Origin of the sequence: Cupriavidus sp. P-10, assembly GCF_003402535.2 — a bacterium.
In the GTDB taxonomy this organism is placed as follows: Bacteria; Pseudomonadota; Gammaproteobacteria; order Burkholderiales; family Burkholderiaceae; genus Cupriavidus.
In genome coordinates, this window is the sequence record NZ_AP025170.1 from 1 (window position 1) to 19,549 (window position 19,549).

Genomic DNA, 19,549 nt, shown 5'->3' on the forward strand with positions numbered 1-19,549 from the left:
ATGCAAGATTTCTGGCAGGCGGCAGCCGCGCAACTCGAGCGCGAACTGACGCCGCAACAGTTCAAAACGTGGATCAAGCCGCTGGTGCCCGTTGCGTTCGATGAAGAAACGCATGCGCTCCGGATTGCTGCGCCCAACCGTTTCAAGCTGGACTGGGTCAAGAGCCAGTTCTCCGGGCGCATCACCGCACTGGCCTGCGAGTACTGGGAAGCGCAGGTCAGCGTCCAGTTCGTGCTCGATCCCGCGGCCTCCGGCCGTGCCGCCGCCTATATGCAGGCGCCGCAGCCGGCCATCGGGCCGGGCGCGCACCAGCCGGGCGGCGCCATGGGCGTGGACGGTCACGCAGCCCCGGGTACGGGCATGGGCGGCTATCCGGGCGGCCAGCAGATGGCCGCGCAGGCGCCCTACCCCATGGCCGGCCAGCCCGGCTATGGCGACTATCCGCCCGCTGCCGGCTACGGCATGGGCCAGCCCCCTTATGGTCATTCGGGTCATTCTGGTCATTCTGGAAACCCATCCGCCGCGCCGGTCCCGGCCGGCGCCCGCGCGCAGATGTCCGGCATGGGCCAGGGCGGCCAGCATCCCGGCCAGCACGGCGGCCATGGCAACCCGCTTGGCAACCACCCTGGCCAGCACGGCAATGACATGGGCGATATCGACGTGGTCCACATGGACCCCGCCGAAGCCAGCGCCCGCTCCTACCGCGCGCAGCAGTCGCAGCAACCGATGGGCGGGGCCATGCCGGGCCACCAGCCCAATGACACGGTCCATGAGCGCTCGCGCCTGAACCCGATCCTGACGTTCGACAACTTCGTCACCGGTAAAGCCAACCAGCTGGCCCGTGCCGCAGCCATCCAGGTTGCGCACAACCCCGGCAAGTCCTACAACCCGCTGTACCTGTACGGCGGTGTGGGCCTGGGCAAGACCCACCTGATCCACGCCATCGGCAACAACATGCTGCTGGAGAACCCGCGCGCGCGAATCCGGTACATCCATGCCGAGCAGTACGTGTCCGACGTGGTGAAGGCGTACCAACGCAAGGCGTTCGACGAGTTCAAGCGCTATTACCACTCGCTTGACCTGCTGCTGATCGACGATATTCAGTTCTTCTCCGGCAAGAACCGCACGCAGGAAGAGTTCTTCTACGCCTTCGAGGCCCTGATCGCCAACCGGGCGCAGGTGATCATCACCAGCGATACCTACCCCAAGGAAATCACCGGCATCGACGACCGCCTGATCTCGCGCTTCGACTCCGGCCTGACCGTGGCGATCGAGCCGCCCGAGCTGGAAATGCGCGTAGCGATCCTGATGAAGAAGGCCGCCGCCGAGAACGTGAACGTTCCGGAAGAAGTTGCCTTCTTCGTTGCCAAGCACCTGCGCTCCAACGTGCGCGAGCTGGAAGGCGCGCTGCGCAAGATCCTGGCGTTCAGCAACTTCCATGGCAAGGACATCACCATCGAGGTGACGCGTGAAGCGCTGAAGGACCTGCTGACGGTGCAGAACCGCCAGATCTCGGTGGAGAACATCCAGAAGACCTGCGCGGATTTCTACAACATCAAGGTCGCTGACATGTACTCGAAAAAGCGGCCTGCCAATATTGCCCGTCCGCGCCAGATCGCGATGTACCTGGCCAAGGAGCTCACGCAGAAGAGCCTGCCCGAGATCGGCGAACTCTTCGGCGGCCGCGACCACACCACCGTGCTGCACGCCGTGCGCAAGATCGCCGACGAACGCAGCAAGGATGCGCAGCTCAACCACGAGCTGCACGTGCTGGAACAGACGCTCAAGGGCTGACGGAAGGACTGACAGGTTCAGTCCTGATTAGAAGCCAGTTTTGAAGGGCCGGCCCCCCGGGCTGGCATACTGTAGGGTGCGCGTCACGGGAAACCCGTGGCGCCTGGGAATTAACGTCAGCGTCGCCGGAGCAAAAGTCCGGAAAATGGCCACCGATAAGGCTTTGCGGTGAGTCGGGACGGGATGGCAAGTGCGGAACAGCGCACCAAGGCACCAGCGTGGCTTTTTGTGCACAGCTGGCCCGCCCGCCGGTCCCGCCCCGCTTCACCGCAGCGGCTTATCCTTGGTACAATGGCACATTAACTCCTTGATTCCTAAGTGAATTTGGAGTTGTTTGCGTTCTGCGGTCGCCGACTACAAACGACGAAGGATAAATTCAATGCAATTGGTCAAAACCTCGCGAGACAACCTGCTGCGTCCGCTGCAAATCGTGAGCGGCATCGTGGAGCGCCGCCACACCCTCCCGATCCTGGCCAACCTGCTGATTCGCAAGTCCGGGTCGAACGTGTCCTTCCTGTCGACCGACATCGAAATCCAGATCACCACGCATGCAGAATGCGGCGTCGGCAACGACAGCGTCGCCACCACCGTGGCCGCGCGCAAGCTGCTCGACATCCTGCGTGCCATGCCTGACGGCGACGTGGCCCTGTCGCTCAACGACAAGCGCATGACCGTGCAATCCGGCAAGAGCCGCTTCGCACTGCAGACGCTTGCCGCTGAAGAATTCCCGACCGTTGCCGAAGCCAGCGAATTCAACGCCAGCGTCACGCTGCCGCAGAAGACCTTCAAGCACCTGCTGGCGATGGTCCACTTCGCCATGGCGCAGCAGGACATCCGCTACTACCTGAACGGCATGCTGCTGGTGGTGGAAGGCAAGAAGGTCATGGCAGTCGCCACCGACGGCCACCGCCTGGCCTACTGCGGCGTCGAGCTTGAGAACGAAGCCGCCGGTGTGGGCGCGCGCCAGGAAGTCATCATTCCGCGCAAGACCATCCTGGAACTGCAGCGCCTGCTGGAAGACAACGACGATCCCGTGACGGTGCAACTGGCCGCCAACCAGGTCAAGTTCACGTTCGCCAATATCGAACTGATCTCCAAGCTGGTCGAAGGCAAGTTCCCCGACTTCCAGCGCGTGATCCCCAAGGGCTACAAGAACGCCTTCGCGATCGACCGCGTGCGGCTGCAGCAGGCGCTGCAACGCACCGCGATCCTGACCACCGACAAGTTCAAGGGCGTGCGCTGCATCCTCGACACGCACGTCCTCAAGATCAGCTCCACCAACGCCGACCAGGAAGAGGCGCAAGAAGAGCTGGAACTCGATTACTCGGGCGACGCGCTCGATATCGGCTTCAACGTGACCTACCTGCTCGACGTACTCGCCAACCTGAAGAGCGAGCAGGTGCAGGTCAGCCTCGGCGACTCGAATTCGAGCGCGCTGATCACCGTGCCGGAAGACGACAACTTCAAGTACGTCGTCATGCCGATGCGCATCTGATGATCCGGTAACAGGACACGCAGAAGACGAGCTACCGGAGCAGCAAACGGCACGCATTGACACCCGGCCCGGCCGGGAAGTCCTGGGGATAGGCATCCCGCAGCGGGGGCAGGATCGACATGACGATCCGCCCCTTTTGCCGTTTTTAGTAACCCGCCATGCGGACCCTTCGCGCCCCGCTGCCAGCATCCAGAGCATGCCGGCCCGGCCCGAGATCCGTATTCGCCGCAAGTAGGAAAGACATGACCGAACAGCAGAAACCGCAACAGGAAAACACCTACGGAGCCTCCTCGATCCAGATCCTGGAAGGCCTGGAGGCGGTACGCAAGCGCCCGGGCATGTATATCGGCGACACCTCCGACGGCACCGGCCTGCACCACCTCGTCTTCGAGGTGCTGGACAACTCCATCGACGAAGCGCTGGCCGGGTACTGCACCGAGATCCAGGTCACCATCCACAGCGACAACTCGATCTCCATCGTCGACAACGGCCGCGGCATCCCGCCCCTGGTCAAGTTCGACGACAAGCACGAGCCCAAGCGCAGCGCGGCGGAAATCGCCATGACCGAGCTGCACGCCGGCGGCAAGTTCAACCAGAACAGCTACAAGGTATCGGGCGGCCTGCACGGCGTGGGCGTGTCCTGCGTGAACGCACTTTCCAAGTGGCTGCGCCTGACCGTGCGCCGCGACGGCCAGGTCCACCTGATCGAATTCGCCAAGGGCGATGTGCAGAACCGCATCATCGAGACCGTGCCCGGCCCCGACGGCCAGCCCGTTGAAGTCTCCCCGATGAAGGTCATCGGTGCCACCGACAAGCGCGGCACCGAAGTCCACTTCTTGGCCGACGAAGAAATCTTCACCAACGTCGAGTTCCACTACGAGATCCTCTCCAAGCGTATCCGCGAACTCTCGTTCCTGAACAACGGCGTCCATATCAAGCTGGTCGACCAGCGCACCGGCAAGGAAGAAGACTTTGCCTTCTCCGGTGGCGTGAAGGGTTTTGTCGAGTACATCAACCGCGCCAAGACCGTCCTGCACCCCAACATCTTCTACGCCAACACCGAAAAAGACGGCATCGGCGTGGAAGTGGCCATGCAGTGGAACGACGGCTACAACGAGCAGGTGCTCTGTTTCACCAACAACATCCCGCAGCGGGATGGCGGCACCCACCTGACCGGCCTGCGCGCCGCGATGACGCGCGTCATCAACAAGTACATCGAAGAAAACGAAGTCGCCAAGAAAGCCAAGGTGGAAACCACCGGCGACGACATGCGCGAAGGCCTGGCCTGCGTGCTGTCCGTGAAGGTGCCCGAGCCCAAGTTCAGCTCGCAGACCAAGGACAAGCTGGTCTCGTCAGAAGTGCGACTGCCCGTGGAAGAACTCGTCAGCAAGGCCCTGACCGACTTCCTGCTGGAAACGCCCATCGACGCCAAGACCATCTGCGGCAAGATCGTAGACGCCGCCCGCGCCCGCGAAGCCGCCCGCAAGGCCCGCGAAATGACCCGCCGCAAGGGCGTGATGGACGGCATGGGCCTGCCCGGCAAGCTGGCCGACTGCCAGGAAAAAGACCCCGCCCAGTCCGAACTCTTCCTGGTGGAGGGCGACTCCGCAGGCGGCTCCGCCAAGCAGGGCCGCGACCGTAAGTTCCAGGCCATCCTGCCGCTCAAGGGCAAGATCCTGAACGTAGAGCGCGCCCGCTTCGACAAGATGCTGTCCAGCCAGGAAGTGCTGACGCTGATCACCGCGCTGGGCACCGGCATCGGCAAGGACGACTACAACCTGGAAAAGCTGCGCTACCACCGCATCATCATCATGACTGACGCGGACGTGGACGGCTCGCACATCCGCACGCTGCTGCTGACGTTCTTCTACAGGCAGATGCCTGACATTATCGAGCGCGGTTATGTGTATATCGCGCAGCCGCCGCTGTACAAGATCAAGCATGGGAAGGAAGAGCGGTATATCAAGGATGATGTCGAGCTCAATGCTTATCTGTTGAAGTTGGCGATGGAGAAGGCGTCGCTGGTTCGGCCGGATGGTAGCGAGATCAGTGGTGATGCGCTGACTGAGCTGGCGCGGCAGTATCAGCTGACCGAAGGCGTGATTGGCCGCCTGTCACGTATTGTGGATACGGATGCCCTGCGAGCCATTGCGGACGGCGTGGCGTTGGATCTGGACAGTGCTGCTGCGGCGGAAGCCTCGGCCGTGGCGCTGAAGGCCAAGCTGGCTGAGATGCATGCGAAGACGCTGCTCGGCGCGGCCGTGAATGATGACGGTACGGCTGATGTGTATGCGCAGTTTGATGAGAAGACGGACAAGCATCGGCTGATGATTGCGCGTCGTCATCATGGCAATGTGCGGTTGTCGCATCTGGACGCGGATTTTGTTCATGGTGCTGACTACGCCGCCCTCTCCAATGCGGCTAAGACTTTCCAGGGGCTGACGCCCGAAGGGACTAAGGTGCAACGGGGTGAGGGCGATAAGCTGCGGGATCAGACTGTCAACGACTTCCACGGTGCTATGCAGTGGCTGTTGGCTGAGGCCGAGCGTGGGGTTTCGCGCCAGCGGTATAAGGGTCTGGGGGAGATGAACCCTGAGCAGCTGTTTGAGACGACGCTTGACGTAACCCAGCGACGCCTGCTGAAGGTCCAGATTGAGGATGCTATTGCGGCTGATCAGATCTTTACCACCCTTATGGGTGATGAGGTGGAGCCGCGACGGAATTTCATCGAATCCAATGCGTTGGTTGCACGGAATATCGATGTTTGAGATCCTGTGGGATCCTAGGATAGTCGATGCAATACACAAATCACTGAATCGATCTGAAACGAAGCTTCTCGGCAGATTGAGGGCTTGAGCCACTCTGGTTTGCTATGAGCGTCAAGAAAAGCCGCCTTCCCGCAAGGGTTCGCGGCTTTTTTGCTGCTCGCCAACCATGGCCAGTCATCCGTCTTCAGCAATTCTTCTGGTCGTTGTATGCGGGAACCTGGATACCTGCATGCATTTGAACCAGACCAGTGGATAGACATAATAGACATCGCGACGCTGAAGCGTTACAGCTTCCTGTTTTCACAGCGACAATCGTAACTGTCTCACGGTCGCATTGGATTGACGCTGAAATTGAACATGATCGAAAATCATGAACTTGGACATCATTGGTGGCTTTAGCACCTGTAAAATCAAGCGTATCGTCCAAAAATGAACCCTCATGGTTAGCGAGAAATTAAATCGCCAGAGAGCGACGTGTAGCCAGGGTAGGAGTGTGTGCGTGGAAAATCATTCCGACTGCCCACACACGTCATGAAAAAGTGGGGTTGACTGTGACCGAATCCACGCCAAGCATTGTGCGGCCCATTGGAAAGCTGTTTCGAATTGCTGTGTCTGCAGGTATTGAGACAGCGGTGAAACTGCACATTTCTCGGGGCGACGACTTGGAGTGCCGAGACGAGAAAGGCCTTACTCCCCTCATGCTCGCTGCGTCACGCAATCGGGCGGGAGTTTGCCGATTGCTCATTAAGGCGGGCGCGAATGTGTTCGCTGTCGACTTTTCTGGCCGGGACGCACTAACAATCGCTCGAGAACGTGGCGCCGCCGCCGCCGCTGAGACGATAGCGGAGTACTTGGCCAGTCACGGGACCATCCAGGCACGCTCATCGGGCCCCACGGATGCTACCGGAGAACTTCAGGCATCTGCGCCTGAACGCCCGAACGCCAGCAGTGATCGAAAAGCATACCCGGTGGTTGCATCTCTGACAATCGATTCGGCGCATGAGGGCTCTCAACACGAGGTCTCCAGCAAGGCAGCTACCGGCACTATCATCGCTGGAAGCGCAACCCCTGTGAGTCTCGCAGAAGACCATGCACCGCTGCGCCGTATCGGAGCAGATGCATTAGCACCTCCGGTTCCCGCTACGATTGGAACAGCTCCACTGGCCGGAGAAGCTACCCCTCTCGATCGTCCGTCGAACGCAAGCGGACTAGATGAGGTAGAGCTACTGACCGCAGCACCAGTCGCGGCAGGGGGCGGAGATTTGTGCGGAATCGATGTGCGGCAGCCCAGCACTGAGCCGTCGCCATTCCTTTCGCAGAGGAGCGGCGCTCAAACCAACAACTGCGAGCTCCAAGACGAGCGGAGCGATACACCGAATGCCCCGGACCGCGAAGGCCAGCTAACTGAACTGACGTTCGGAGATTGGGAAGCCGTAGAACTCTCGGAACCGCCTCGTGACAATCCCGTTGTGCTCATAACCGAGGCAGAACGACAGCGTCGAATCGACAACCATACGCCGATCGACCACAGCGCAGCTTGGGATGACTTGGAGGCCTTCTTGCCGGATTCGGCCAAGTCAATTCTGCGGGTGAGCAATCAGCCTTTCCGGGAGTCGTTGCGAGAATTGCTGCTGCGAGCACTGCGGGAAGGCAGCGTTCCACTAGTGGCGATTGAGGACGTAATGTCCCGTCGAGGAGATGGCGAAGAGCGCGATCTTCCCGCGGAGGCAGCTCTGGGATTCGTCCTTGGCGATATGGGTGCCGAGGTCGATGAACGCCTTGAATTCCCATCTGCGATCCCAAGTGAAAACTTCATGGTGATCGTCGATCCCGTAGAAACCGACAATGAAGAAGCGGAGGTCGACGAGGCTATCCAGCATTTCGAGGAGCTGCTCTCTGACAGGAACGATCCGCTTCGGATCTACCATCGCGCTGCGGTTAAGCCCTCGCTTCTGTCAGCGGCGCAGGAAATCGATGTTGCGCGAAAGATGGAAGACGCAGCCTCGCACGCACTCGATGCGTTGGCGACGTGGCCCCGGGGTTTAAACTACCTTCTTGACAAAATTGGCAAGGCCGCTGGTACCTCGCACCTATCAACCTTCGTGGTTTTGCGCGACGGCGACGCTGACGATGGGGAGCAAAATGCTGATACCGATGAGAGCGCCAACGCGAAGCCAGACCTCGAGATTTACCCGGAAGATAATGCTCCTCAGGGCGAATTTATGGGCAAAGAAGAATCGCCCAACGTTGTGGACGACCCTATCGAAGTCTTAGCCGGCATCCAAGCGCTGGCTGCCGAGTCAATGGACGGAGCATCGACGCCCCTGCGACATGAGCTAGGCCGGCTGCACTTCAGGCGGCCGTTCCTCATAAGCTTGGAAGAAGTGGCGAAGGGTGACAGTCATCCTTCTGCCTTGGCCTATAGAAGCGCCATCGCCGAGCTAATCCGCTATCGTGACTACATGACACAGGCCAACCTGCGCTTGGTCATGGACGTCGCCAGGCGTCGCATGCATTCGGGGTTATCGCTCGAAGATCTGATCCAAGAAGGCAACCTTGGCCTGCTAAAAGCAGTGGACCGCTTCGATTGGCGTCGTGGTTTTCGATTCTCGACCATGGCGACTTGGTGGATCAAGCAGCAGGTCGGGCGTGGGATCTTCGATACGGCGCTTGAGATTCGTTTACCTGTTCATATCCACGAGAAGGTTTCTCGTGGCCGCTGGGAAATCGAGTCGCTCGAGCGCATGCGCGGCAAACCCGCCTCATTGGCCGAGCAGGCAGCGATTTGCAGCATGACGCCCGATAAGTTCGAGCTGGCCGCCCGCGCGCTTTCGGAGCCTCTCTCGATTGATGAGGCACAGCAGGAAGGCTGTTTCGAGTCCGAAGAGACTGACGAGCCGTTCGCTCGCATGGTCGCGCACGATGAGGCGCGGTTGGTCGACGAAATGCTTGCAAAGCTGAAAGGAAAGGATGCAGAAGTCCTTCGATTGCGGTTCGGCATAGGTGTCCCTGAGGCGCTTACTTTGGATCAAATTGGAGGAATTCTCGGCGTAACTCGCGAACGCGTTCGCCAGATTGAATCGGCAGCGATGCGCAAACTCTCGTCTTCGTCTTACCGCGACGCTTTGACAAGGGCGCTGGGAAAGGTCCCTACGCAATGTAAGACGAAATCTGATGAAGAAGCGCGGACGGGGAGCGACGTCCCTCCCACGCGTTCCGCAAAAACCCGTTCGGGCGAGTCCACGTCCACACCCGATCTCGCGAGCGACATTGATACCAACGCGATGCCGGTGCCGCCTCCTGAGGAAACTGCCGCCCCGATATCCGCTTCGATGCAACGACTGCTCGATATGGCTCATGAGCTTGGTGTTCGGGTTGTTCGAGACCCGTCTGGCCCCAATGCAGGCTTCATATTCGGCGAGATCGATCACCAAGACCGCAAGGCGCGCAAATTGATCCGAGACTTGCTCGGGACGGGCTTCGCATGGCAACCGGGAATAGGCTACCGACAATGAGTGCGATACGAAATGCGCCACCACGAGCTGGCGCAATGCTTGAGGCCCTGCGCGGCATGGGCTACTCCACGGGTGCGGCAGTTGCCGACATCATCGATAACAGCATTGCGGCGGGAGCCACTCACATAGACGTCCAGTTCGCGTGGGACGGTTCAGCCAGTCGCGTGGCCATTCTCGATGACGGCCGTGGAATGGACGACTCAGAGCTTGAGAGCGCCATGACGCTGGGGGACAAGAGCCCGCTTGACGCACGCGATCCTGAAGACCTCGGCCGGTTCGGCATGGGGCTCAAGACAGCGTCCTTCTCTCAGTGCCGCAGGTTGACCGTAGTGAGCGCCAAAAGCGGCTCGCACTCCTGCTTGCGATGGGATCTCGATGAGCTTGCGCGAAACCCCGAGATTGGGTGGGCTCTGCTCGAAGGACCGGCCCCCGGATCGGAGCCCTTCATCGCAACGATGCTCGAGCGCTCTCACGGGTGCTTGGTGCTGTGGGAGTCGATGGATCGCATTGTGACCAAGGCATTCTCACCTGAACACTTCCTTGATTTGGTCGACGAGGTCCAGCAGCACCTAGCCATGGTATTTCACCGACTCATCGGAGGACTGCATCCAAAGTTGCAACTTGCGATCAACGGGCGTCCTGTCATCGCTTGGGACCCATTCATGTCGGGGCATCCGGCGAAGCCTTGGGAGTCACCAGTCGCCCGGAAGTCGACGGATTCTGGCCCGATCACCCTGCAATGCCACGTGCTGCCTCACAAGGACCGGCTCAAAGCCGACGAGTTTGATTCCAACGGCGGCCCCGCAGGCTGGAGCACACAGCAGGGGTTCTACGTCTACCGCAACGAACGACTTCTCGTTGCCGGTGGATGGCTAGGGCTCGGGCAGGGCCGCGGTTGGAACCGTGAAGAAGCCTACCGGCTCGCACGAATCCAACTGGACATACCGAATACCGCCGACGCAACCTGGAAGATTGATATCCGAAAGTCGACCGCACGGCCGCCCGTTTCGTTGCGACCTTGGCTTACCAAGCTCGCCGAGGACACACGCGAAAGAGCGCGGCGCGTGTTTGCCTATCGCGCGGCCCCGCAAGGCCGGATAGGTTCGGCACCAATTGAACTGGCGTGGAGAGCTGAGCACACCAAAGCTGGCGTGAAATACCGCATCGACGAGAAGCATCCTGCAGTCGTAGCTGTATTCGACACTTGTGAAAAGGGTTCGGAGCTTGTGCGGGTGATGCTCCGGGTAATTGAGGAGACAGTGCCCGTTCAGCGCATTTGGCTGGACACTGCCGAGTCGAAAGACACGCCGCGCAGCGGCTTTTCAGGTGAGCCCAGCGCAGAGGTGCAGAACGTCTTGGTTGTTCTGTTCAGGGACATGGTCGTTCGAAGGAACATGAGCGAGGAGCTCGCCCGAACAACGCTAGCGGTAACGGAGCCCTTCCAAGATTATCCGGCCTTGGTTGCCGGCCTGCGTCTCGAATCTTGAAAATGTCTAAAAAAGGGGGAGAGGATGAGCGTATCTGAATCCATACAGACGAAAATAATTTCGATCGCGCAGATCCTGCTGCGTGACGCGCCAGAAGAAACAATGCGCTCGCCCAGTGCGATAGCCGACAACGTACGGATAGCCGCTATGACGATGAGAGCGGCGCCGGGTGACTATGACGAGGAAGCAGCTGTTGCCGAGCTCATCCGACGATTCAGTCAATGGGTTCCCAACGATTCTGCGTTGACTGACCCCGCTGGACACGAGGACTGGTTTCAACCCTCGATAAAGAAGGACTGGCGCTACTGGCAGCGACTCCAACGCTACTTGGAGCGCTCCCTTGCTGTAAATGTCGTGGAGGCGCTTGACCGTTCGACTGATGGAATCATTGCGCAACTTGAAGACCCCAAGAGGGAGGCCCCTTGGGACCGTCGAGGATTGGTTGTGGGTCATGTGCAATCCGGCAAGACCAGTAGCTACTCGGCGCTTATTTGCAAGGCGGCGGATGCTGGCTACAAGATCATCGTTGTACTTGCGGGCATGCATAACAACCTTCGCTCGCAAACGCAAATACGCCTCGAGGAAGCGTTCCTGGGTTACGAGACTTCTCCGAACCGCGATCCGGGCAATCCAATCGGTGTCTTCTATGAAGATCGAGATCCGAACATTCACCCCAACTGCGCCACCTCACGCGATGAAAAGGGCGATTTCAACGGAGCGGCAGCCAAAAAATTTTCGGTCTCACCAGAGCAACGACCTTGGCTGTTTGTCGTCAAAAAGAATAAGTCGGTGCTCCAAAAATTGCTCAAATGGATGCGTAGCAATCACGTCGCGAATGCGACCGATCCAGAGACGGGCCGGAAATTTTCGACAAATTTGCCGCTGCTGGTAATCGACGATGAGGCCGACAACGCGTCCATCGACACCGGCGAGCAAGAGTTCGATGAAAACGGCATCCCTGATCCCGAGCATGAACCGAAGGCTATCAACAGCCTAATCCGACAGATCCTGGATACCTTCGCAAAATCGGCCTACGTAGGATATACGGCCACGCCCTTCGCCAACGTCTTCATTCACCGGCGGGGCAAAACGAAGGATGAAGGCGAAGACCTCTTTCCTCGATCTTTCATCTGCAACTTGGCTGCTCCGTCGAACTACGTTGGGCCCACCCGCGTCTTCGGTATAACTGGCCCCAGTGGTGAGCGGATCGGGGAACTTCCGCTAGTGCGTGCGTTCGATGACCATGCCGACATGGAGGGTGGGGGCTGGATGCCCGCCAAGCATGGAAAGGATCATATCCCGACACATGGTGGAGAAGACTCCTTGCCGCCGTCCCTGCGCGGGGCCGTCCACTCATTCTTGCTCGCTTGTGCCGCACGCGCTTGCCGCGGACAAAAAGCTAAGCACTGTTCGATGCTGATCCATGTCACGCGGCTCACGCTTGTGCAAAATCAAGTGCGGCGGCAAGTTGACGAATTCGTCAAGCGGATGTCGCAGCGCTTGGCACGGAAGGTCGATGCTGCGGAGCTTCTGGCTAACCTTCAGGACCTCTGGGAATCCGACTTCGTTCCGACTCATAAAACAATCCAAGAGGCATTAGTCGATGGCGATCGACCGGCTGATCTGCCCTCGTGGGACGAAATCGCGGCCGTGCTACCAGACGCAGCCGCCGACATCGTCGTCAAGACGATCAACGGATCCGCCAAGGACGCACTCGACTACGTCGAAAAAGAGGCCACCGGCCTCAAGGTGATTGCCATCGGCGGCGATAAGCTCGCGCGAGGTCTGACGCTCGAGGGGCTAACAACCAGCTACTTCGTTCGCACCACGAAAATGTATGACACGCTCATGCAGATGGGGCGATGGTTTGGTTATCGACCAGGCTATCTCGATCTTTGCCGGTTGTATACGACCGGCGACCTGATTCGCAGCTTCGGACTGATCGCAGATGCTGCCGAAGAGCTGCGGCAAGAGTTTGACGCAATGGTGGCTGTGGGTTCCACGCCTGACAAGTATGGTCTCAAGGTAGCGTCGCATCCTAGTCTTTTGGTCACCTCGCCAATGAAGATGAGGACTGCGCAAACGGTGCGGCTTTCGTACAGTGGTTCGCTCACGCAAACCATCGCGTTTCCATCGGACTCTGCATCGCTTCAAGGCAACCTTGATGCAGCCGAACACCTTGTCGCAAACATAGGGGCACCCGCAGTCATCGGTCCGAAACAGGATCGGCCGGATGGGATCGATGACTGGAAGCGCTCTTGGCTCTGGAGGGATGTCTCATCCGAAAGAGTCAAGGCGTTCCTGCATGCCTACGCGGCTGCCCCAGGCATCGAGCGCGCCAACGGGGAAGTAATGGCGGAATTCGTCGATGAGATGAACAAAAAAGGCGAGCTGGAATTATGGACGGTGGCGCTTATCGCCGAAGGTCGATCCGATAATGATGCCAGGCGTTACAAGTTCGCCGAACGCTTCGAAGTTAAGGCCATGCCCATGCGCTCACCAAAGGGAGATGGCAAAGGGTACTCGATCGGTGTGCTGACTGATCCCGCCGATGAGGGAATTGACGTAGCGACGGACGGGTGGGAGGCAGCCCTAGAGGTCACAATCGGCACATGGAAACGCGAAGGGAATAAGGGGCGGCCCATACCATCCCGCCCGAGTGGGCGTTCGCTGCGTGATCTGCGAAGTGCCGAACGACCCGGCCCGACCCATCGAGGATTGTTGCTGCTCTACCCACTTTCACCAACACCCAACAGGGAACACGCTATTGCCGGCTGGGACAAGCCGATTATCGGATTTGCGGCCAGCTTCCCATCGAGCAATCAAGAGGTGGCAGTGGAATACAAAGTCGATCACTTGTTGTGGGAGCAGCAGTATGACTCTCCCGAGTGATCAACTCACGCTTGCCTGGAGTTCCCTTGCAACATCCGGCGATAGAGGCGAGGGCTGGCGCAGCATCGTGATCTCGCCTGCCGGAGCTGCCTTGGTCCGCGCTGGTCTCCGCTTCCCCGCTGGGGCGGAGGCAATCCTAGTGCGATTCTCGGCTTCCTCGCTACCAACAACAGTCAAGCTGCCCGAAGGTGGTGGGTTCCTCATCGAGCGCGCGTCGCTTGAAGATGGCCTCACCTGGGTTGCATTGACGCGGCGCGCAGCCGCCAGTCTGGATTTGTTCGCGGCGATGGCGAGCGATGTTGCCGCTGCGCTTTCTTCTTGCCCAGCTTCCGACGAGACCAAGTCGCTGGCGACACTCTTGGGACGTGTGCGAGCGTGGCAGGAATTCATGCGCAGGGGCGGCGAACCTTTGAGTGCGGAAGCCGAAATCGGTCTCTTCGGCGAACTTTTGCTGCTGCGCGCAATGCTGGATGAGGGCCTCGACGCCTCGACAGCATGTGAAGGATGGCGCGGACCGCTTCGCGGCCTGCGCGATTTCGAGCTTGGCACGGGAGGCATTGAGGTAAAAAGCACGCTGTCCTCATTGGGCTTTCGTGCAAAGGTAGGAAGCCTTGAGCAACTGGACGACACGGAGCGACAGCCACTGTTCTTGGTTGCTGTGAGGCTGCGTCAGATACAGAGTGGTCAATCTCTTCCCGATGCTGTGGAGATGTTGCGCGACATCGTTGCGGGCGACTCCGTCGCCGAACGCTTGCTTGCTGAGCGGCTTATTGCGTCTGGCTACCGAGATCAGCACGTCGACAGTTACACTCGGCGATTCGAGGTCGCTCAGACTCGAGTTCTGCGGGTTGACCAAGGATTTCCTCGACTAACACCGTATTCGGTACCCCATGGTGTTGAACATGCTTCATACGAGATCGACATCGACAAAGCTGACGCTGCGACGCTCGACTTGCACTGCGCTCTCTCGGAACTGAAAGGAATCTAAATGGAACTTATTGACTTCCTGCGCGAGACGCAGGCCGAAGTGCTTGCCCAGACCGAGAGTGATCAACCTTATGCCGAGAGCGCTTTCACGGAAATTGTGATGCAGCATATGGCTGATATCGGGATGACATACGAGCCGGAGCCAACGCATTTCTCCCGTAAGGTTGGCAACGCGAACGTCCGCCTGAGCGGCTATTCGGTCTCGGACGAGCAGGAGCAGCTCGACCTTTTCGTAAGTCTGTATGAGGGGGTCGACGAGCTCGCCACGGTCCCGGACTCCGAGACCAAGACAGCCGTGGAGCAATGTCTGAGATTCCTCCAACTTTGTGCTGAGGGCAAGCTTGCGAGCAAGCTTGACCCGTCCGACGAGGTGCGCATCCTGGCCGACATCATCCACGGCCTATATGATGAGCTTGAGCAGATTCGTATCTATGTACTGACTGATCGAGTGGCCAAAACTCTTCAGTTCAAGCCGCGGGAGATTGGCGGAAAGACTGTGCATTTGGAAGTCATGGACATCGCGCGCCTGCACCGTCACTGGTCCGAGGGTAAACCGCGCGATGAGCTGGTCGTGGACTTCAGCGACGTTTGTGGCGCTCCCCTTCCATGCGTCTTTGTCCCTGGGAATGGAGAGGACTACGACTATGCGCTGACGGCCGTACCTGGCGAGGCACTACGCCTACTCTACGAAAAATTCGGTGCGCGGCTGCTCGAGGCTAACGTGCGCTCATTCCTTAGCGTCAAGGCAAAAGGCGTCAATGCCGGCATCCAGAATACACTGAGGACAGCGCCAAGCCGGTTTATGGCGTACAACAATGGCATAGTGGTTGTAGCCGACGAAATGAGGCTTGACGACACGGGGGGCGGGGCTGCCGGCATCGCTTGGCTCAGAGGTCTCCAGGTAGTCAACGGCGGTCAGACGACCGCCTCGATCTACTTTGCTAAGCGTAAATACCCCGATACGGATCTTTCCCGCGTGCGCGTGCCAGCGAAGATCATAGTCATGAAAACGCAAGACGCCGCGAAAGAAGAAGCACTGGTCGCGGATATCTCGCGATTCGCGAACAGCCAAAATGCGGTGAAACAGTCCGACCTTTCCGCCAACAAGCCTTTCCACGTCCAAGTCGAACGCCTATCGCTGGCTGTCTACTGTCCTGATGGCCGCAGCCGCTGGTTCTACGAACGCGCAGCTGGAAGCTACAACACAATGCTGGTTCGCGAGGGAACGACCCCTGCAAAGCTGCGAGACCTCAAGGAAACCATGCCTGTGTCACGGCGCATCACGAAGACTGACTTGGCCAAATACCTCGCCGCTTGGGACAGGCACCCCGACATTGTCAGTCGCGGCTCACAGAAGAACTTCGAGCAGTTCATGGCAACATTGTCCGGGCCCGAAGGCGCTGAGGTGCCGCCGCCTGAAGTCGTGGATTACAAGCGAATGATTGCTAAAGCGAAATTATTCAGAGACACACAGAAGATGATGCGCTCGATGTTCCCCGCTTTTCAGGCGAACATTGCAGCTTACACATTCTCGTTGCTTGCGGACCGGCTAGGCGAACGTATTGATCTCGAACGTATATGGGCAACGCAAGGCGGTTCTAACCAGTTGATGGATCAGATCGCCCGCTGGGCCCGCGAGGTAGACACAGTCCTGCATCGCACTGCGAATGGTCGAATGGTTTCGGAATGGGCCAAGAAGCCTGAGTGCAAAGAGGCCGTATTCGCGGCGAACTACTCTGCACCTGATGAAGCCATTCCGGAGCTCAAATGAACCTAAACACCGGTTCACGCACAAAGAAGTGCTGCCGAGCCAGATAGACATAAACGTTGCTGACATCGTTCCTCGGGCCGCGCGCCGTCGCATGACGGCGCGTATTCAGCGCAAAGAAAACTGCATCCGAAGCGCGTAAACGCGATCGGCATCTCCTGCCGCCCCCATGATTCAGTGCTTTCAGATGAGCTGAAGAACAACCTGTGCGATCTTGTATGCCAGCAGCGGCGGAACGGCATTGCCGACCTGATGGAACTGCTCGGTGCGATTGCCCTGAAAGAAATAGTTGTCGGGGAACGTCTGCATCCGTGCCGCCTCGCGAACGGTGAAGCTCCGACATTGCGCAGGGTCCGGGTGGATGAAGTAGTGACCATCCTTCGCGATATGGCTTGTGATCGTCGTGGAAGGTCGACCGTACTGTTGCACCCTGAACCGGTCAGCAAACTTGCCGGACTTCCAGTTGCGATGCTCTGGGTGAAGTCCGCTCAATAGCGAGAATTCTTCGTGTCCCTTCGGCGAGCGTTCAAACGCCTTCGCGAAGACCGCCGAATATGCGTATCGCCTGAGATCGCTGCTCATGTGTCCACGCACCTCGGAATTCAGCCATACCCGGAGGTTGCTGTCGTGATACCAACGCTCTAGCTCTGTCCGCGGCGTGAACTCCGACCTAGTCCTTTCCAGCCGTAGGTTTCCGGTGCCGAGGTCGCCGGAAAGGCTGGATAGTGCTTGTCTGAGTTCGCGGCGGAGTGGCGACAGGTCATAGCGGCCCTTCGCATCGTCTAGCAGTTCGGTCAGGTGCCGCTTCACAATGCGGTTCCAAGGAGCGACCTGTTCGTCGCGCCTGCTCAGTTCGCTGCGCAGCTTGGGCAATCCGCTGAGCGCGTGCTCGACATACTTTTGAGCCGTTGCTTGAAGCTGGCCGGGGTTCGCTCCGAGATCCTTGCGGATCCCTAGCAAGATCACGCGATGCCGTGCCTGCGGAATGCCGTAGTCCTCCGCCCTGATGACGAATTCCCGTGCGTCAATGTCGTCCGGAGACATGTCCCCATGGAATGCGACCGGCGAGGCCAGCGAGTGGATTGTGTATTCATGCTGCGCCCGCTTGCCCAATGCCGTGTCAGGCGATGCAAGGTCTTCAAGGATGGTATGGAAGATCTGCTGGTCACCCACCCGCGAGGTCAGAATGCCTTTGACGTTCTCCATGACGAAAACGGCTGGCTTGTATTTCTGGATGATCTTCAGATATTCGCGATAGAGGAAGTGCCGATGGTCTTCCTCGGGCTTGTAGTCGGCTTTGCCGCGATTTCGCGACCGCCCGACCAGCGAATATGCCTGGCAGGGCGGGCCGCCGATAAGTACCCAAGGCTTGTCCGGGCCAAGGCCCGCCTTCGAGATGGCCCGTTCGAGTTCGGCATTTCCTTCCGGCGTACCCAGCGTGATCTGGCGTGCTTCCTCGCCAGCCTCCTCCCATGCAGCGGCCGTGGCCATGTCCCACGGCGTGTCCGCTATACCGTTGCAGAATCGATAGTATGGCTTGAGTGCAACCGGATCCTCTCGCTTGAGCAGGCGGTAGAATGCCCTCAACCGCAGGGTGCGGTGCGCAGATTCGTCCATCTCCGCGGAAACGATGGTGCGGAACGCCTTACCATCATCGAGTGCTGAAAAGCCTTCGCCAAGGCCTCCAGGGCCTGCAAACAAGTCGACGACGGGGGTGGGAATTGGCCGTTGCATCACAAATCGGGCAGAAGAGCTTTCAAGAGCGGGACATTACCAGGAACGCGGCTTCCAGTCGAGTGCAGCGAACCGCTCGTGCAGTACCGGGCTTCCTGCAGGAGCGAATTCAACCAATGCGCAACATTGGGAGGAGCCTTGGATGGTCGATGTAGTTTCAGTGGAGACGCGCTCGCGGATGATGTCCGGTATCCGGGCGAAGAACACCCGACCGGAAATGCGCCTGCGGCGATTTCTGCACAAGGCGGGATTCCGATACCGGTTGCACGATCGCTCGCTTCCGGGCACTCCAGATCTGGTGTTCCCGCGCTTTCGTACCGTCATATTGGTTCACGGCTGCTTCTGGCATCGCCACGCCAAATGCCGCCTCGCCACGACGCCCGGTACGAATGTCGAGTTCTGGCAACGCAAGTTCGCCTCCAACGTCGAAAGAGATAGCGTTGCAGTGGGGGAACTGCTTGCCGCCGGTTGGAAGGTAATCGTGATCTGGGAGTGTGGCCTCAAGTCGGTGAGTTCCGAAAGTCGCCTCGAATGGCTTCCCGGACACATAGCGGGAGGCTTGAAGCAGTATCTGGAATGGCCGGCATCTGAATAGCTGTCGTGCGGAAACGGACGATGCAACGATCGCTGACATTCTGCGGGCCAATTTTGCGATTCCGTCACGCCATTGCCGGTCATGGCCATGCTCTGACCCAGTTCCAGCTGCAGCTTGGCCGGCGGTACGCCGGTATCGCTCAGGATAGTGGTGAGGTGATGCAGGAACTGCTCGTGGCGGAATTGCTGCGTGGAGCGGTTGACGGCAATCCGGCCAAACGCGAAACCCTCGTCGATCCAGAGGCGTGCCTGCCAGCAGGCTTCACACAATACCCAAGTGGTGATGGACGCGCCGGGTGCCAACGGCCCCGACCCCGGATGCTGCCGGCGCAGCAGCGCTTCCAGACAATGTCGCCGCTGCGCATGTCATAGACCGGCTGGTAGTGCACGCGGAATTCGTCGGATCCGTTTGGGAATCGGCTGTTTTGAGATTCCGCTGCATTGTTCCCAGCGGATGGTCGTCGGAAACTGGCAGCGTCACCAGCAATGGCTGACCAGGTTTGACAGCCTGTCCC

General features: G+C 59.1%; 11 protein-coding genes and 1 pseudogene. 11 read left to right on the forward strand and 1 reads right to left on the reverse strand.

Annotated features, from left to right (window positions below; all coding sequences use genetic code 11):
- From dnaA to CTP10_RS00040, 9 genes and pseudogenes are all read left to right on the forward strand, one after another.
- Positions 1–1,794: a chromosomal replication initiator protein DnaA gene (dnaA, locus tag CTP10_RS00005; RefSeq protein ID WP_116320111.1), complete on the forward strand. Its 1,794-nt coding sequence runs from the start codon at positions 1–3 to the stop codon at positions 1,792–1,794.
- Between the two features lie 379 nt (positions 1,795–2,173).
- A complete protein-coding gene (gene dnaN / locus CTP10_RS00010) occupies positions 2,174–3,289 on the forward strand; it encodes a DNA polymerase III subunit beta (RefSeq protein WP_116320112.1) in 1,116 nt (371 codons plus the stop codon).
- 242 nt (positions 3,290–3,531) lie between these two features.
- Positions 3,532–6,057, forward strand: a complete 2,526-nt coding sequence (gene gyrB, locus CTP10_RS00015) for a DNA topoisomerase (ATP-hydrolyzing) subunit B (protein WP_116320113.1) — start codon at positions 3,532–3,534, stop codon at positions 6,055–6,057.
- Positions 6,058–6,665: 608 nt separating this feature from the next.
- Positions 6,666–6,911: pseudogene (locus tag CTP10_RS41240) on the forward strand (ankyrin repeat domain-containing protein); the annotation flags it as partial.
- Between the two features lie 423 nt (positions 6,912–7,334).
- A complete protein-coding gene (locus tag CTP10_RS00020) occupies positions 7,335–9,572 on the forward strand; it encodes a sigma-70 family RNA polymerase sigma factor (RefSeq protein WP_233528159.1) in 2,238 nt (745 codons plus the stop codon).
- A gap of 35 nt (positions 9,573–9,607) precedes the next feature.
- On the forward strand, positions 9,608–11,059 hold the full coding sequence (locus tag CTP10_RS00025) for an ATP-binding protein (protein ID WP_116320115.1): 1,452 nt from the start codon (positions 9,608–9,610) through the stop codon (positions 11,057–11,059).
- Positions 11,060–11,083: 24 nt separating this feature from the next.
- Complete coding sequence (locus CTP10_RS00030; protein WP_116320116.1) at positions 11,084–13,951, forward strand: Z1 domain-containing protein; 2,868 nt, start codon at positions 11,084–11,086, stop codon at positions 13,949–13,951.
- The gene (locus CTP10_RS00035) at positions 13,935–14,939 is read left to right on the forward strand and encodes a PD-(D/E)XK motif protein (protein ID WP_116320117.1); all 1,005 of its coding nucleotides are present in this window, start codon (positions 13,935–13,937) and stop codon (positions 14,937–14,939) included. Before CTP10_RS00030 ends, CTP10_RS00035 begins: the two co-directional genes overlap by 17 nt.
- Entirely contained in the window at positions 14,940–16,709 is a 1,770-nt protein-coding gene (locus tag CTP10_RS00040) for an AIPR family protein (RefSeq protein WP_116320118.1), read from the forward strand. It begins immediately after the preceding gene.
- Positions 16,710–16,889: 180 nt separating this feature from the next.
- On the opposite strand, the gene CTP10_RS00045 is transcribed toward CTP10_RS00040, so the two are convergent.
- Positions 16,890–18,440: a DNA cytosine methyltransferase gene (locus tag CTP10_RS00045; protein ID WP_116320119.1), complete on the reverse strand. Its 1,551-nt coding sequence runs from the start codon at positions 18,438–18,440 to the stop codon at positions 16,890–16,892.
- 142 nt (positions 18,441–18,582) lie between these two features.
- On the opposite strand from CTP10_RS00045, the gene CTP10_RS00050 reads away from it, so the two are divergent.
- Both CTP10_RS00050 and CTP10_RS41245 read left to right on the forward strand, forming a co-directional pair.
- The gene (locus CTP10_RS00050; RefSeq protein WP_116320120.1) at positions 18,583–19,035 is read left to right on the forward strand and encodes a very short patch repair endonuclease; all 453 of its coding nucleotides are present in this window, start codon (positions 18,583–18,585) and stop codon (positions 19,033–19,035) included.
- A gap of 20 nt (positions 19,036–19,055) precedes the next feature.
- Positions 19,056–19,406, forward strand: coding sequence for a hypothetical protein (locus tag CTP10_RS41245; protein ID WP_233528160.1), 351 nt, complete (start codon positions 19,056–19,058; stop codon positions 19,404–19,406).
- Positions 19,407–19,549: the final 143 nt, after the last annotated feature.